This is a genomic window from Flammeovirga agarivorans, assembly GCF_012641475.1.
Classification (GTDB): Bacteria; Bacteroidota; Bacteroidia; order Cytophagales; family Flammeovirgaceae; genus Flammeovirga; species Flammeovirga agarivorans.
In genome coordinates, this window is record NZ_JABAIL010000006.1 from 436,589 (window position 1) to 455,836 (window position 19,248).

Genomic DNA, 19,248 nt, shown 5'->3' on the forward strand with positions numbered 1-19,248 from the left:
ACTTTACCCATCAACTCCTTCATTTTTATTGAATTGAACTAGATATTAAATAGACAATCACAAAATGTACCCTCAATCCTATCTATGAGCATATTAATTTCAAAAAATTATGTCATTGAATATGAATTGAACTAATGAAACATTTACTACTTGTCTTTATTTTTTTCCAAGTTTTCTCGCTCTTTGGTCAAAATAAATCTGTTGATTTTTCTTTTTATAATACTAATCTTCCCTTAGAGGAAAGAGTCGATATCTTAGTATCGCAAATGAGTAATAAAGAAAAAATCGAGCAGATGATGAATGATGCTCCGGCAATTTCTCGACTCCAAGTTCCTGCATATAATTGGTGGAATGAAGCCTTACATGGTGTAGCGAGAAACGGCAAAGCCACAATTTTCCCTCAAAATATTGCTCTCGCAGCTACTTTTGATACTACACTTGCAAGAAAAGTAGCGGAAGCTATATCAGATGAAGCTATCGCTAAGTATATGGTCGCACAACAAAAGGGCAATCAAGGGAAATATGCGGGCATTACCTTCTGGTCTCCTAATGTCAATATTTTTAGAGACCCCCGATGGGGACGAGGACAAGAAACTTTTGGAGAGGACCCTTTACTCACTAGCGAAATGGGGGTAGCATTTGTCCAAGGTTTACAGGGAAATCATCCCACCTATTTAAAGACAGCAGCATGTGCCAAACATTTTGCTGTTCATTCAGGGCCTGAAGCATTACGACATACATTTGATGTTACTCCATCACCGAAAGATTTAAATGAAACTTATCTACCTGCATTTAAACAATTAGTTATTGAAGGAAAAGTCGAAGGGGTAATGGGAGCATACAATGCTGTCAATGGAGTTCCAGCTACCGCAAGTATCTATCTTCTGGATGATATTCTAAAAAAACAATGGAATTTTGATGGCTACATCACTTCTGATTGTGGAGCTTTGTATAACATCTCTCAAAGGATACATTATAAAGAAACATACGAAGAAGGTGCAGCTGCCGCATTACTTGCTGGAACTAATTTAAATTGTGGTACAAATTATCATTACCTAGAAAAGGCATTAGAAGAAGGATACATCACTGAAGAATTATTACACCAAAGAGTGACTCAACTTTTCAAAACCAGATTTAGACTTGGTCTTTTTGACGGTCAAGCACTGAATCCTTATTGGAATATTAGTCCTTCAACTATTCACTCAGAAACACATGTTCAACTTTCAAAGAAAGTTGCGGAAAGCTCCATTGTTCTTCTAAAAAATAAAGACCACATCTTGCCTTTATCTAAAGACTTGCAAACCCCATATGTTACAGGCCCATTTGCTAATTCTTCGGATATGCTGATGGGAAGTTATTATGGTATTAGTCCGAATATGGTGACAATATTAGAAGGAATAGCCAATGCACTACCTTTAGGAACTTCTCTTAACTATAGAAGTGGTGTTCTGCCCTTTCATGACAATATTAATTCAAAAAATTGGGCTCCATTTGTTGCAGGAGAATCTGATGTTACAATTTGTGTAGTAGGGACTTCTGCAGATATGGAAGGCGAGGAAGTCGATGCTATCGCGTCTCAGAACACAGGCGATAGAGTTTCATTATCTCTACCCAAAAATCAAGTACAATATATCTCTGAACTAAAAAAGCACAGTAAAGGCCCTATTGTATTGATTGTTGCCAGCGGCAGTCCTGTTACTCTAGAAAATGTTGAAGAGCATTGCGATGCAATCTTACAAATCTGGTATCCTGGTGAACAAGGAGGAAATGCAGTCGCTGATATTCTATTTGGAGATGTCGTTCCTTCAGGTCATTTGCCGATTACATTCCCGAAAAATATTGATCAGTTGCCCGCTTTTGATGACTACAGTATGGAAGGTAGAACATACAAGTTTATGGAACATGAACCTCAATATCCTTTTGGGTTTGGGTTAAGCTATACTTCTTTTCAATACCAGCGTATCACACAATCAACAAAGAAGTTGAAAAGAGGAGAAACACTACGCCTTTCTATTGATATAAAAAACACAGGTGAATTAGATGCTGAAGACGTAATTCAAGTCTATCTGATTCCTCCTAAAGTTACACCCCAAACTCCAAAATATATTTTAAAGGCTTTTACTAAAAAACATATACCAAGCGGTGAAATTAAAAGTATACAGTTCGACCTTCACTCTGATGATTTTCTTCTATATAATAATGATGGAAAGCAAGAATGGTATAAGGGAAGCTATCGTATTGCTATTGGTAATGCTTTGCCAAGTCAGAGAAGTTTAGAATTGGGTGCTGCAACTCCAGTTGTAACTGAAATAATATTGCAGTAGTTTTTGTGAATGATGAACTCTTAAATAAGATGTTGAAGTGGCTATTTTTTGTTTTGGTTTAAATAAAATAAGGCTTAGGTGTTTATCCTAAGCCTTATTTTAATTTCTCCTATTTAAAGTCAAGTATATTGTAAGAGTTATTCAAGTCAAATATATTGAACTTACTAAGTGTAGCATCTATTTCTAGTAATTTTTCTGCTTTTAGATCTTGCCAAACTTCGAAGTGAAATTCAGATAATAGTTTCTTCACTTCTTTTTCATATTCAATATTTTCTTTCTTTTTTATTTGATCAAACCTTGCTCCATTTGTTTCATTTAGAGTGATATTCGTGATATGATTTCTCATTCTCTCTTTCTCCAATAAGATCCACATTTCTTTCTTTTTCTGTTCCAGTAAGAATCTCTTATCGAAATAATTCACTTCTTGTACAGCTAAAATATCAATAATCCCTTCTAGGTAATTATTATCCTCACTAGATAAATAAATAGTGGATGATTGATTTCTTACTTTTAAGCTTCTCACCTCTCTTAATGAGTTGAAAGAAGCTATTTCTTTCGAACCCTTCTTTAAAGAAACATCAATATTTCCTTCTTGCCATGGAATAGTTTTCACATTCAAACCTTCTACAAGATCTCTAACAGGTGTACCGTTAATGACTAGTTTTGCAGGTACATTAGAATAGGTTACAATCTCAATAGAATCCTTAGAATATTGAGGACTACCCACTTTAAGTCTTACTTTATATTCTAATAAAGACTTATCTTCTGTCATCCTATTCTTAAAGGCTACAAAAATAACAGGATCTATTTCTTCATTTTTCCAAAGTTTAATTAAAGTATTAGTCATCGGACTTAGACCAAAACCATGATTAAAATCTTGTCTAAATTGCGATCCTTCAATAAACATATTCCATGAGTTTAAAAATACAAGAGAGGAATTATATTTTTTGGCTTGTTCAAATCCTAATCTTATTCCTTTTGTTAAACCCAAGTCATCATGCTCTCTGTAAAATTCGTCTGGACCCATTTGCTTTTTCTCTGCAAAAGATCTAGGTATCCTCTTTTTAGTTGCTCGATCTACATAATAACTAGAAACATGATCATGGAAAATGGTATGAACAAAAGGAGCATTCACTGATTTTAATCTATTACTGTATTGCTTCACAAGTTTATCATTTCTCATGTAAAATGCCTCCATTCTAGCTGAATAGAACTTATTACTTGCTTGTAAGATTTCTTCTTTTCTTCCTGGCCAAATACTAGTATAGATAAAGTTATAATCTCCTTGAGTTACTGCACTGATTTGATCAATTCTATCAAATAAGATACTCATATCAAGGTCCTTATCTGCAACATTAATTAGCTGTTTCTTCTCTTCCTTTGTGATCAAGCTCTTTACTTTTGTAAGAACTATCATCTTCTTCCCATCTTCAACATGCCAATGTTTAGAATTCGCAAATTTTACGTTAGAATATTTCTTTAGAATATTGGAAGCGTCAGCAATGGCTTCGTCAATAGGTATATTAGGTTCGAACTTTATACACAGATTAAAATAGAAAGGATAATTTTTTTCCTTTGCTACATTGAAATATGCTTCAATAATTTGATCAAAGCGGTTATATAGTCTTTTCTCTTTTGTAGTTGTATAAATAAATGAAAAGCCATCTATGCCCATTGCCATAGCACTTTGCATTTCAAAATCAACAGCATCATTTAATGACATTTGTGTTGCCAAATCTGCAACAACAGGATAGAACAATTGATCGTTGTCCATCCAATTTCTATTCTTATCATATAAATAATTTTTTGCATTTAACCTTGGTAAAACGCCCTTATCAGGAGTATTGACAAATAGGATATTATTAAATGCGAAAACTTTTTTATTACCTTCTGCAAAAACATTGAAAGTAACTAGCAATAACTGGATAATCAATAATACAGATTTCATGAGCTTCATTTATGTGGTTGACGTTAGTTCTGAATTTTGAAGAAATATATAGTAGTGCTCACTTCTTAGGGATAGCCCCAAAAAGTGAGCATTATTTTATTTAGTTAAAGACAACTCTTTTTGTCAAAGTATATTCTTTAGACAGAATTCTTAATACATATACACCAGTTTTTAATTGTAGTGTACATTCTTGATCTACATTATCAATTGTATAAACTTTTCTACCTGATAAGTCATACACCTCAACATTGTAGTTAGATAACCCTACCTTCACCGTCATAAGATCTGTTGATGGGTTAGGGAAAGCATTGAATTGAATCTGGCTTGGATCTAATGAAGAAATTACATTTTCAGCTAACGTAGTGAAGAATACAGCTTCTGATTCTTCAGATGTTTCTCCATCTTCATTTCTAGAAAATACAGTTACACTATATTCTCTATCGTTATCTAGGCCTGTTAATTCTATTGATGATTCTTCTGTCTCGAACCATTCACCTTGTAAGCTAACTACAAAAGTTAGTCCTTTAGTATCTGCTACAGTCCAACTTACTTTTGCCGTTGAAGCTGTAATTTCAGTTACTTCAATGTCAGTAGGTAAAAGTGGCTCTTTTAAACCATCAGTTTGTTGTGTGATAGTGATCACTTCTGACTTGTTATCTACATAATCTACTGCTTGAACTGTCATTGTATATGTAGTCAATTCTGAAAGTCCTGTAAATGTATACTCATTTTCTAATACACTAATAGGCTCTTCGTCATTAATACTTACAAGGTAGTGTGACACAGCAACATCATCTGTAGAAATGTCCCACTCAAGTGTAATTGATTTTGTAGATACTGAAGTTACAGTAACGTTAGCAGGATCAGTAGGAGCTTGTGAATCATTTTCTAAATCACTTACATTGATTGATCCATCTAATTGATAAGCTCCACAATCAATTCTTCCTTCTTGACTTAAACGAAGGTTGTCTAATTGATCGGCCATATACTGACTATTTTCATCTTTTGTGTAGAATTCTACTTTTGCAAAACCTACAGGCAAAGCGTCTTCATCAAAACCAACTACACCTCTATCATCAATATCATATAACGTTAATGATGGAACATTTGATAAAGTTGATCCTACAATAGTACCATACTGCGTTCTACCGTCACCAGTAAACATTGCATTGTTGTTAGACTCTACAACTGAACCTAAAATTGAAGAATTTATTTCAGCAACTACTCCAACTTTAAATGAAATATCTGACATCAACTCATTTCCAGAATTGTAGAAACTCATATTGTTATAAATAATTGAGTTGTTCACTAATACCTCATACTCCAGGTTAACACTTCTAATACCCGCGGCATTACCTGTATTATTTAATGTATAGTTTTTAGTCAGAGTACTGTTTTCTACAGTCAACTTACCTACATCTTTACCAGCAATGAAAATTGCACCACCTGCATTTGTCGTAACATTGTTGTAAAGGGTAGAGTTCTGAATAAATACCTTATTATTATTAGTAACACCTTCAATAATGATACCTCCACCATGGCTAACAGATACATTGTCTTTAATCAAAGTCTGATAGATATTCACATTACAATCACCAGCTCCTGAATTAATTAGGATTGCACCACCATTAGGTGAGAAATCTCCATCAACTACCGTTTCATTACCTACGAAAGTAGATCCTATAATATTAACAGTACCTGATTGAATTGCTAATGCACCACCACCTTTGGTTGTTGTATTATTACTGAATGTACAATTATTAATTTCAACCTCTCCAGAAGAATTGATTAAAATTGCACCACCTAATTGACCAACAGCACCACCGTCTCCAGGTATCATACTGTTACCATTCACAAATGTGATGTTTTCTAACTTAAGAGAAGCACCATCATTTTTATCTGTATAACCAAAGAACTTCGTTGAGTTAGAAGCATCTAGCGTCGCATTATTCTGACCAATAACTTCCAATCGTTTTACGAAAGCAAAATAAGAATTATGATTCACCGTACCATCAATAATAATTCTGTCTCCATCAACAGCTAAATTATAGGCAGTTACTAAATCGGCTACAGCATTTTCTAATGTTAAACCATCGTTATCATTATTACCAGTACTACTTACATAGATATCTTTTTGATCGCCTTCCTCTCCTGTTTGCTCTTCTAATGTTGTGAACATCACTTCATCACTGCTTTCTGAAAGTTCGTTGGCAGCATTTAAAGAAACCACAGTAAGTGTATATTCTGTATTTGGTGATAAGCCATCGATTGTCACTGAATTATTGTCAGCATCATATGTATCATCTCCAATCAAAACTCTGAAAGATAAACCTTCGACAGCTGGATCATCCCAAGTAACTACTGCTGAATTTTGTGTGATAGTACTTACTACTACATTCGTAGGAACAACCGGTATTGGTAAATCATCAGGTACTTCCTCTGTTTCTCCAGAAACTTCTTCTGCAGAAGATGTATTACCCGCATAATCATGAGCAATCACTTTCACTGTATAACCTGTTTCTGCAGTCAGATCTTCAAAAGTATATGAAGTAGATGAACCATCTGCAAATGTTGGTGTGCCATCATTCAACATCAATTCATAGAATGCAATATCAAGGTTATCCGTTGCTGCTTCCCATGAAGCCGTTAAAGATGTTACATTACTTTCTGAGATCGAAAGATTAGCAACTGCTGAAGGAGCCTCACTGTCATTTAATACAGTAGCTAAATCATATTTACCATCTAACTGATAAGCACCACAGTCGATACGACCATTTTTTACTGCTCTTACGAAACCTAATTGATCCACTAAAAGATTATGATCATCTGCTTTTGTAGCCAAATCACTCTTAGCAAAACCTACAGGTAATGCATCCGCAGCAAATGTGACAACACCATCATCGTTAATATCATTAATAACCAATGTTGGTTCGTCTGTAAGTGTAGAACCTGATAGTTTACCAAATAATACATTGTCATCAGCAGTAAACGTACCATAAGCATCACCTTCAAGAACAGATGAAATAATTGATGAGTTTACACTTATATTTGGATTAGGCTTCAAAGATATATCTGAATAGATTTCTTCTGCTTTTCCAACACTACTCAAATTGTGAGCTAAGATTGAGTTATTGATCTGAAGTGTAACCACTCCACTTACTACTCTAATACCAGCGCCGTTACCAGAATTATTTGTTGTTTCATTTTTTGTCAATGTAACATTTTCTAAAACTAGAGATCCTGGAACATTATTACCAATAAATATCGCACCACCAGCGTTAACTGTTGAGTTTTCTGATATTGTTGAGTTCTTTATATAAACATTGTTATTATTTGCTGTTCCTTCCATAGTAATAGCACCACCATGGTTTGTAGAACTATTCCCTTTGAAGTACGATTCATAAACATTTAAGAAAACTTCATTTGCACCTGAATTAACCAAAATTGCTCCTGCATTTGAACCAACAAGTTCACCCTCAGAGTTCTCTTGTAAATCCGCTTTGTTATTTATAAATGATGTTCCGTAAATATTTACCACACCATTTTGGATAATAAGCGTTCCGGCTGGTTTTGCTGATGTGTTATTTTCAAATGAGCAATTCACCAATTTCAATTCACCCACACTACTCATCTGAATGGCACCACCTACTTCAGCTACACCATTATTATCACCATTTGCATTGATGAAACGAACATTTTCTATTACTAATGAAGTTCCTTCAGTAACATCTGAATACGTTAAGATCTTTGTCGTATTACCTGCATCAATTGTTGCATTGTTTTGACCAACAATTTCTAATTCATGAACGATTGCAGCTACTTGCGTTTGACTCACTGTACCGTCAATGATAATTTTATCCTTAGGATTTGATAGTTCAACTGCTTTATTTAAAGTTGCTAATGCTGTTTCTAATGAAAGACCATCTTGTCCATCATCACCACTAGTACTTACATAAAGTGTTTTTTCTTCTTGAGCTACCTCCTCTAATGTTTTAAATGATACAAGTTCTGTTTCAGATGATTTCTCATCATTTTCGTTTTTAGAAAGAACAGACACTTCATAATCCGTATTGGCAGTAAGACCTTCCAGAGTGTATGTAAGCTCTGTAGTCTCAAATATGTCATCACCAACTTTTACTTCAAATGATAAACCTTCAACTGCAGGGTCATCCCAAGTCACTGTTGCCTCCGTTTGAGAAATGTCTGATACCATTACATTTGTTGGAAGAACTGGAGTAGGGAAAGAAACTGGAGCTTCTGCTGTAGTCGTTGTATTACTCACTACATTTGACATATTTCCAGCGATATCAACTGCAATTACTTTCACCTCATAGGCAGTTTCCGCTTCTAATTCTTCGAACTTATATGTTAAACCAAATACTGAGATCTGATCTTCTTCACCTAACTGAACTTTGTAATAATCAACATCTGTGTTATCTGTTGATGCATCCCATGTTACTACAAATGAACTATATTCAACTTCGCTGAATACAATATTCGTGACATCTGAAGGAACTACATTATCATTTAATGCATCCTCAACATTTACTTTTGCATCTACTTGGTAAGCACCAACATCGATTTTACCTTCTTTTACTTTTCTTACATTATCTAACTGATCTACTAAGAAAGTACCATTTGCTGGAGCAGCTGATAAGTAAGATGCAGAACCAAAGTTTGCAGCAATTGCATCACTTGCAAAAGCAACAACATTGTCATCATTGATTGCCTCTAATGTTAACTCAGGAACATCACTTGCAGTTGATCCGCTTACTGTTCCGTTTACATATTCCACACCACTAAGTGTGTTCGAAGATACCAATGCTCCAATGATACTGTGATTGACTGTGAAGTTTGTATAATCGTTTGTAGAAACATCTGACATTACTTGTGTACTCTGACCAAAGTTAGACCAGTTACCATAAATAATAGAGTTATTGATTGTTACTACTGCATCCTCATTAATTGAGCGGATACCACCACAGTTTCCTCCGTTAGCTAGAGTGCTATTATTCGTTATGGTCACGTTTGTAAGATCTAATGTACCTACACCTGTATTTCCTAAGAAAATAACACCGCCTGCAGTAGCCGTTTGGTTACCGTATATTGTTGAGTTCTGAATAGAGATATCAAATCTGTTACCACTTGCATTCGTTTCAACATTGATCACACCACCATGCTTTAAAGAAGTATTTTCTCTAAATACACTTTGGTCGATATTTAATTTTACTGATTTTGCTGTTGAAGAAACATGAAGCACACTACCACTTGCAGTTGATCCTTCTGCAGAAGAAATAGTATTGTTTTTGAATACTGATTTGATGATATCAAGTTCACCATTTTGGAAAGCAATTACACCGCCATTTAATGAAGTTGTATTTCCTTCAAAAGTACATCCAGAAATCTTTACTTTACCTGGTGAGTTTAACAACATAGCACCACCCACTTGAGCATTACCACCATTGTATTTACCGTTACTACCTTTGAAAGTAATGTTTTCCAAATTTAAATAACTATCCTCTTCCGATTTATCGAAGTTGAAGAACTTCAATGCATCTTGAGCATCTAAAGTTGCGTTATTAACGCCTCTAATAGTAATGTTCTTTTTAATTCCGATTGATGTATCATAAACGATTGTACCATCAACTTCAATTACATCCCCATCTTCAGCTTTATTGTAAGCACTTATTATAGTAGCTACTGGCGCCTCTGGTGAAAGACCATCATTGCCTGCATCATCTCCTGCTTTTACATAAATCGTTTTTGGAACATACGATGATGTTGTAAACGTTAACGTAGTACTTGCTTCTGAGATCTCATCATTTTCATTTTTTGACTTTACTGTAATTGAGTATTCAGTAGCAGGTATTAGACCTTCTAATGTATAAGTAAGTTCAGAAGTTTCGTATTCGTTAGTACCTTCGATAACTACATAAGTTAATCCTGAAGGCTCTGTAGATTGCCATGAAACTACTGCAGAAACAGAAGTAACATTTGCTACTGCAAGGTCTGTTGGAATAACAGGAGTAATCATTCCTGCAGTTGTTTGTTTTGCTTCAACTACATTTGATTTATTACCATTAAAGTCCACAGCAGTTACCTTTACAGTATATTCAGTACTCAATGTTAGGTCACTGAAAGATGTCGATAACTCTGTTGTTGAGATTGGTGTTTCATCGTTCAATTGCACTTCATAATGACCGAACAATACCGCATCTGTAGCTGCCGTCCAAGAAACATCAAAACTAGTTTCTGTAACTGTTGAGAAAGCAATATTACTTGGATCTGTTGGTGGAGTATTATCCGTTAACACTTCATCTACAGTAATAGAACCATCTAACTGATAGGCACCCGCATCAATTTTATTATTTTCAACTTTTCTGACTTTGCCTAATTGATCCTCTAACAATGAGTGTTCATCACTTCCAGATAATAACGTTGCATCTGCAAAGTCTACAGGTAATGCATCATCAGCAAAAGTAAATACACCATTTACAGCATCATATGTTAAAGTAAGAACAGGAATATTATCATTTGTAGCCGATTCTACTGTACCATAAATAGATGAATCATCTATTGAAGTATTCACATTGTCAGTATCCTCGATAATGGCCAAATCATTTTTAATGATAGCTCCAAATATAGAAGACTTAATAGTGATTTTAGCAGCATCGTTCATTGATAAATCAGAGATTACTTCTCCATTAGCAAATGACTTGTTACCATAAATAATACTGTTCTCTATAAGGTATGTTGATGTTGTACTATTCAACATTAATCCACCTGAGTTCCCAGAATTTCCATCTGTTTTATTATCAGAAATTGTTATATTCTCAAGCTCGATGGTTGCTGCACCTGTACTAATATCGTTTAATACACCTCCAGACTTTGTACAAGAGTTATTATAAAAAGTACTATTAATTACTTTAAAGCTTTTTGCATTAGTGTCTGTAGCATGGTCTTTAAAAAGTAGATTAAATACTCCACCATGATTTCCTACAACATTATTTGTAAATAAGCATTCAGATAAAGTAATATCAACAGGTAGATCTGATTCTGCATAAATAACACCACCATTAGAGCTTGCTAAAGTATTGTTATTAAATACACAAGACTCAAAAACAACAGTACCTTGTTGAATTGAAAATACACCACCATGTTTTGTAGATGTATGTCCTTCAAATACACAATCTTTAAAAGTTAAGATACCTGTAGTTTTTACCAAGAATCCACCACCTTGTTGATAACCAGTACCAAAATATCCGTTACCATTTTTGAATGTGATGTTCTCCACTGTTAAGTAAGTACCATCACCTGTATGGGTATAATTAAAGATCTTATTGTTAATAGTACCGTCTGCTAATTTTGCATCAATAATAGCATTGTTTTGCCCTTTGATGTTTAATCTCTTAGAGACCCCAAAAGCACTTGGATGATAAATAACACCAGCAGTACCATCAACGATAATTACATCATCATGAGATGTTAATAAAAATGCGGCATTTAAATCTGCGACTGCATTTTCTAGCGAAGTTCCATCATTACCATTATCTCCCCCTGCAGAAACATAAATGTCTTTAGCAAAGGTGAGATGAGCAAAAAGTATGAAGAAATAAAAGAGTTGTATTTTTTTGTTCATTGTTGTTTACTAATAAAGTAAAGTTATGTAATCATTTCATTTTGTAATAAATACTCTACAAGTAAAAAATTAGAGTATTAATAATAATCTGTTGATACTAGATCAACCGCTAGAGAATAGATGTTTTTTCATTTCAACTTAATCAATAAGTAAGAATTCAAAATTGATATCATGAAGTACGTAGATATCGATAACAGTATTCTAATGGTGAATTAATTAAGTATTAATTAGTGTGTATGTGGTTGATTATCATTAATTTAAATGAATATTATTAATCAATTATTTGACTTTAATCTATTTCCTATTATTTGATAATTTCATGTTTTTTTGTGTTGTTTATACTAATAGAGTCAGAATTACTTCGACTCCATAATTAATGGTTTCTTAATCTATTATTATCATCCGTTAGAATCTTAAAAGAGATCTGATTTTCAGTTGTTTCAAGGATCTAATATGATGCATTGCTCTTCTATATGTTAGACCTTTACAAGGTCATATTCTAAACATAAGACCTTAAAGTACTTTCTTAGTTTAGGTTGGTATCTATATGTGTTTCTGTAACATCTTTTACTGGTTCTTCTTACTCGTATAGTTTCCTAATTAGATCTCACACTGTAAGATTACAAGAGATATAAAGCTATATGAAAATAATAGAACTCAATGATAACAGTATAGCAATTCAGTTAAGGGTATTTAAAGCCTTTCCCAACTACTCATCCAGTTATTCTACCTATTTAAAAAGAAGCAGTATCTGAATTTTAGTTATTTATTTTTTCTTGAATTAGTAGAATTTGGAATGGTGAGTTTTAGCTATTTCTAATGAAAGAGTATGTTCCAAAAATGAAGATTACTGTGCTGTAAGAACAGCAGAAGTGGGCTTCTTAAGCTCCCACTTCTGCTAACTTATAGAAGATGCTCCTCTTCAAATAAATCAACATTTAATGATCTACTATTTCATTAATTTATATGTTATATCTGATTTGAAGTAAGGTCAGATTTAAGAAATTCATTGTAGTCTAAATCAAACTTCTCATTGTATAAAAGAGAATATTCTTGTTCAAACTTTTCGAATGTATCTTTTGCCATACTATGCATACCTTGAGAGGTATATATCTGACATTTAATATGAATTGCTTCTTCATTTAATGCATCATACTTCAAGATTAAGTCACTAATTTTTAGCTTATCTTTTACCGTTAATGATAACGTCTCACTTGTTAAATAGTTATATAATTTTTCAATGATCCCATTAGTTATTTGGGCCATCATCTCTTCAATCCATGAATAGTCTGTTCCGTAAAGTAACTTACCATTTTTAAGGATTTTTGTTATTTCTTTAAGGTTTTCAATCGATTGATCTTTTTCCAACAATACCTTTAGTTCAAAGAGTGGAAACGTTACAGTTTGGTCAAATTCTAAGTTCCAGAAATCTCCAGTTTTTACCAACTTGATATTACCAATCAGTTTAAATAACTGTTTTAACTTAGCAATATTTACACTTCTATTATTTCTTGCTTTTTTCAAAGGCATGTCATTCCAGAATACATCCGTCATTTGTTCGACAGTTACTCCCCTTCCATTATGGAATTGTGACAAACTTATCAATAAGAAAATTTGCTTTATTAATGGTGTAAACTTATTTGAAATATCTTTACCGTTCTGATCTATAATTCGGAAACCACCAAAGAAGTTTATTACAGATGTCATCTTATTATCCTCCATAAAGTCTTCTGCCTCAACTTCTTCTAATTCTTCAGTAACTGCTGGAATACTTTCTTGAATTACTTTTTCTTCTGGTTTCTTAACTTCTTGTGGTTTGTCTTGAACAGGAACTTCATTTGTTTTTGTATTTCTACTAACGAAAAGCTTAATTAGAATAAACGAAATCACTAGTACAAAAGCTCCTATTAAGTAATATATCCAATCTATTTGATCATTTTCTGCTGTTACAACCTCTTTCTCAATAATGTTTGAATACGTGTTTCCTGTAACATCTAAAGCAAATAAATTAAGCTCTGTTTTCTTTCCTTTACGGTTTAGAATAATAGCATAAAGTCTTTGGTACTCCTTGTCATATTTTAATTGAACCGTTGTTTGAGTATCATTGAATTCGAATGGAATTGTATTCGCAATTGTTTTTACACTCAAAGATTCAATATCAAAGAGTTTTAACTTTAAAATATTTTTATGCACATGATTATCGTAAGTCAGTGCTAAAAATTGATGCTTAAGCGTATCAACAATAATATTTCTTGAAACTATATACGATTCATCTGTTGTTTCCCAAGTCGCAATCTTTTTTGTGGTTCTAGTGTTTTCATCGAAATCGAAAAGATCATAATTGTTTTGTGGATGAGCAATTTGCTTTCCTGAAATACTACCATAACCACCAAAAATATATTGGTGCCCTGAAGTGGCTTGACCAATACCAGAAAAATATCTAGGTGAGATGATATCTCCTTTAAAATTTATCTCTTTATAAGAAGACTCATTTAAGTCCACTTTAGAAAGTATTCCAGAATATTCATAGTTCCCATAACCTCCGAATATATATAATTCTGAATTCTTTTTATTCACCCAACTCATATGCTGGATGGTACTCTTTTTATGTGGAAAATGAATATTAGCCTTAACCAATTGTTTACTCTTAAGATTGAATTTGAAAAATTCATCTTTAAAAAGATTATAAAGAATTACTTCATCTTTTTGGCTTTCGACTACTCTTATGTTAGGATCGTTAAAAAATGGATAGTTCCCCGTTAAAATATATTCTGCCTTTTCTTGATACATACCCTTTCTGTAGAGTGTATCGTTATTCATAAAATAGTAATCTGAATTCTCTTCATCAAAGTAAAATAAAGACCCATCAATTCTTCTTGATCCTATTTTCTCCCATTTTGATTGTACCTCATGTAACCAAATACCATTGTTGACAATCCCATTATACGCTTCTCCTTGATTACAATTTACTACAGTCCCTGCTTTTTCATTTAACGGCCACTGTAATTGTAAGTCATCCAGTTGAATTTCGATGTTTCTCAATGTAACGGGTGCTACATCATGTACCTTAAAATATGGGTTATTATTTGCCCCAAAGTAATATTTTAAGTTTGTAAATTTTTGTATTTCAGGTAAGGTCAAAGTCTTACTCTGATCACCGATTGATAAGGTTAATTGATTGTTAGTAATGTCTACCTCCAAAACCAATGTAGTCCATTCATTTAAAGCACTTTCTTGGTCTTCAAAGTTAAATTGAATGGGAGTAATATCATGATCATATATTAAACTAAAGTTATAGTTATCAGGATTATTATAGTTATAAACTATATCAATATTTCTATGGCTACTATCTATCATTCTCAAGATATAGCCAAAATAATGTTTTCTTGTTTTATTAAACAGAATATCAGTAGTTAACACCATTCTTTCTTCAGCATTAACTTTTGCTCCTTCAAGAAGAATTAACGATGTACGACTTTCCAAGTCATGATCATGACTTTTAAATTTTATCCCACCTTTGTATTGTGCAAATAAATTAAAAGTAACAAGTAATATTGAAATTGTAGTTATTAAAAAGTACTTCATCACTGGCAAAAAGTATAAAGCGAAGGTTTATTAATCGATGTCTAGCTCAAAAATATATACAATCTTCAAATAAAAGAGAGTACAAAAAATCATTTATCAAAGTAACAGTAAAGCAATCTATTCTGTGTTTTTGATTATTTTAACTTACTAAAATCAAACATCTTACACAAAATTATTACCTAATATGATAACAATAAAGGTAAATGTGTGTTCATATTTGGTAAATATGAAACCTTTTTATAAGATTTTGTGCTTACACTAATCAATTTAGAACGGAATTTTTATAATTCTAATAACTCTATGTGCTGTGTTTATATGTAAATAATGCCGCAAAACCTACCATTATTATGACTACTTTTTATAGGTTTTGCGACATCAGAAATTTATTATTTTTTAGAAAGGTTCAAATTCTCTTTAAAAGCATTTACATTCGGTTCACTTGTCATAAAGAATTCTAATTTCTTACCGCTTAAAATATCTTTATGATCAATAAATGGCTCATTCAATTGAACACCGTCTAAAAGTACTTTGTCAATATACTTGTTACTATAGCTATTATTATGAGCTACAATTTCAAAAGTGTTACCATTTTCTAATTTTACTTCAACTTCATCGAACAATGGTCGACCTACAGTATATGTTGTCTCACCAGGGCTCATTGGGTAGAATCCCATACTACTCATAATAAACCAAGCAGACATCTGACCACAATCTTCATTACCTATAATTCCTTCAGGAGTTGCAGAATAGTGGTTTTGTAATAAGTAGTCTGCCATGTACTGAGTTTTGTGTTCAGCACCAACATAATTATACATATACGCAATATGATGACTAGGTTCGTTACCATGAGCATATTGTCCAATCATACCCGAGATATCATTACTTACATCTTCACCTACTAAATTAGAACTTGTCATAAACAATGTGTCTAATTTTTCCTCCATCAATTCTTTACTACCAATAAGATTTGCTAACCCATCGATATCATGTGGTACATACCAACTCCATTGGTAAGCATTACCTTCGGTATAGTCATCCTTACGGTGTCTACTAAATCTTGGGTTAAATGGTTCTCTCCATCCACCAGTACTTAGCTTTCCTCTCATGAAACCTTCTTCAGAATCGTAGTATTGTTTGTATCTCTTAGATCTTTCAAGATACTCCTTGTATACTTTCTCATCTCCTAGTTCTTTTGCAAGTAGTGCGATACAATAATCATTATATGCATACTCTAATGCTTTTGACACTGATTCATTTTCAAGATCTGCTGGGATATACCCTAAAGAATCGTTGTATAATTTAGCATTAGGCATTAGCTTCTCTCTAACTGATTCAGTATGAGCCACAAATTTTAAGTCTCTTGAGAACGTACTTGTTTCCAACATCGCTTTGTAAGCTTTATTGATATCAAAATTACGATCTCCTTTTCTGTATGCATCAACAATTACGGGTACTGCATGATAACCTGTCATTGTTCCTGTGTAGTTACCCGCTAACTCCCATTTTGGTAAGATACCACCTTCATCATACTTACGTAATAATGTTTGGATATACTTTTCATTCTGAGAAGGCTCAATAATTGTCATTAATGGGTGTAATGTTCTGTAAGTGTCCCATAACGAGAATACTGTATATGAATCGTAATTATCATCTCTTTTTATTTTCCCATCAATAGTTCTATATCTATGATCTGCATCAGAATAGTTCATAGGAGAAATAAAAGAGTGGTATAGTGATGTATAGAAAATTTCCTTTTGTTCTTCACTCTTACCTTTAATGTCTATTGTTGATAACTTATCCGACCATAAAGCTTCAGCTTTTTCTTTCTGAGCATAAAAATCCCAATCTTCAATACCTGAGAAAAGGTTATTTTTAGCACCTTCAATATCAACATTACTGATACCTACCTTCACTTTTACCTTTTCCCCCTTGTCTGTACTGAAACTTAATAATGCTTTCGCATTTTTCCCTTCATATACATTTCCTTCAATAAGCTTGTCGTTACCGAAAACCGAAGCTTTAAAAGGTTTGTCAAACTTTGCATAGAAATAGATATAATGCTCATTCGCCCAACCTTTTGTGTATTTCATACCTGCAATTTCCGTATCACTGATAACTCTAATCTCATGTTTAGGGCTTCTGTGCATATGGATGGTTGGAGAAAGGTCTACAATAACACCTGCTTCTTCAGCCTCTGGGAAAGTATACTGATGAAAACCTACTCTTGGTGATGCCGTTAACTCTACATCGATATCATAATCTTGTAATTTGACATTGTAATACCCTGGTGATGCACTTTCTTGTTCATGAGAAAAACGTGATCGATATCCAGAATCTGGAGCTTCAGGAAGCCCTTGAGATAATTTTGCTTTTCCCGTAAAAGGCATCATCAATACGTCTCCCATATCTCCGATACCAGTACCTGATAAGTGAGTATGTGAAAAACCAACGATAGAAGAGTCTTCATAATAATAACCTCCACAAGCATCCCATCCTTCGAATCTAGTATCAGGACTTAATTGTACCATACCATTGGGTGTTGTTGCACCTGGGAAAGTATGTCCATGAAAGCCAGTTCCAATAAATGGGTCCACATAATCCATTGCAGCGGATATGTTTTTGTCTTTAGTTTCTTCTGTTAACTTTTGGCAACCTAAAGCACCAATAAGTAACACACCTAATAGTTTCTTTTTCATTTATCTTTTTGTCTGTTGTTTTAATAATTGAAGAGATGTACTTCCATAGCTATCTGCAGGTTCTAATTGGGTATTAAAGTTCCAATCATTAAAAGAGTTAACTATGATGGTTCTAGATGGGCCCACATTTTTCTTTGCTACATTTAATAGTGACCAGAAGAAATCTGAGTCCCTATCTATGGTAAATGTGGTCGCATTAGGATTATTGATCGTTGGGTCAATAGAAGGAGCCACCGTAGGTACCATTTCAATATTACCTTTTGTCATATAATAATCTTTGCTGTATTGCCAATGTTGATCTAGTGACTGAGGTAAGAAAACATGTCTATCATACCATGCATTATTAAACATATTCGTAAATGCTACGGCATCTAATGCATTAAAATAGTAGTGTTCAAATCTTGCAGGAGGTGTCCAACCTGTTTGCTCACCAGTGATATATAAATCGTAACCTAAAGCACTCATTTCTGCTCTTAATTCCTCATAAACAAGCTCAATGCTATCGCAATAGAATCTGTTTGCAGCGATCATATTCACTACATATTTATCATCTATTTTCTGATAATTTGGTTGATCGAAATAAGGAATCATATCCTTAAATGATTGGATAAAAGCTTCTTTCTTCCCTTGTTGTTCTAACGTATTTTCCTTCGTCAAATTCATTTGTACTGGATTGTAACGCAGTGCAAAGTTTAATAAACTGTCAGAGTTTTGACGTAAGAATGCATCTATGATTTGGTTATCTACATTAACTGTAGGGTATGAATATCTCAAAAGGAAATAGTCTACACCTCCAGAGTCGGCCCATAAAATGTGCTGTCTCATGGCTTCCTCATCAGCATTAACATACTGTCCTGCTAGGGGTACTTCTTCAATGTTAGGGTTCCAGTTATTTACTACATATAACGCCCCTACAGTGTAATCTTCAGTAACAGGAACTTCCTCAATATCATAATTTATTAAGTGATCCTCAGATGTGATTTCTTCTTCTTGTTGGCAGGCAAATAGACCTAAAGCAAGAACAAGAATGCTATACATTTTTTTCATTTCTTATCT

General features: G+C 33.4%; 6 protein-coding genes. 1 reads left to right on the top strand and 5 read right to left on the bottom strand.

Going from position 1 to position 19,248, the window contains the following annotated elements; translation table 11 throughout:
* The first annotated feature begins 134 nt into the window (after positions 1-134).
* Entirely contained in the window at positions 135-2,324 is a 2,190-nt protein-coding gene (locus HGP29_RS20040; protein ID WP_168884210.1) for a glycoside hydrolase family 3 C-terminal domain-containing protein, read from the top strand.
* Between the two features lie 109 nt (positions 2,325-2,433).
* On the opposite strand, the gene HGP29_RS20045 is transcribed toward HGP29_RS20040, so the two are convergent.
* From HGP29_RS20045 to HGP29_RS20065, 5 genes are all read right to left on the bottom strand, one after another.
* On the bottom strand, positions 2,434-4,272 hold the full coding sequence (locus HGP29_RS20045; RefSeq protein WP_168884211.1) for a hypothetical protein: 1,839 nt from the start codon (positions 4,270-4,272) through the stop codon (positions 2,434-2,436).
* Between the two features lie 100 nt (positions 4,273-4,372).
* On the bottom strand, positions 4,373-11,911 hold the full coding sequence (locus HGP29_RS20050; RefSeq protein WP_168884212.1) for a fibronectin type III domain-containing protein: 7,539 nt from the start codon (positions 11,909-11,911) through the stop codon (positions 4,373-4,375).
* Positions 11,912-12,880: 969 nt separating this feature from the next.
* Positions 12,881-15,496 (bottom strand): hypothetical protein, encoded by a 2,616-nt coding sequence (locus tag HGP29_RS20055; RefSeq protein ID WP_168884213.1) that lies wholly within the window; start codon positions 15,494-15,496, stop codon positions 12,881-12,883.
* Positions 15,497-15,882: 386 nt separating this feature from the next.
* A complete protein-coding gene (locus tag HGP29_RS20060) occupies positions 15,883-18,192 on the bottom strand; it encodes a GH92 family glycosyl hydrolase (RefSeq protein WP_168884214.1) in 2,310 nt (769 codons plus the stop codon).
* The gene (locus HGP29_RS20065; RefSeq protein WP_168884215.1) at positions 18,193-19,239 is read right to left on the bottom strand and encodes a glycoside hydrolase family 99-like domain-containing protein; all 1,047 of its coding nucleotides are present in this window, start codon (positions 19,237-19,239) and stop codon (positions 18,193-18,195) included. It abuts the gene before it with no gap.
* Positions 19,240-19,248 lie beyond the last annotated feature (9 nt).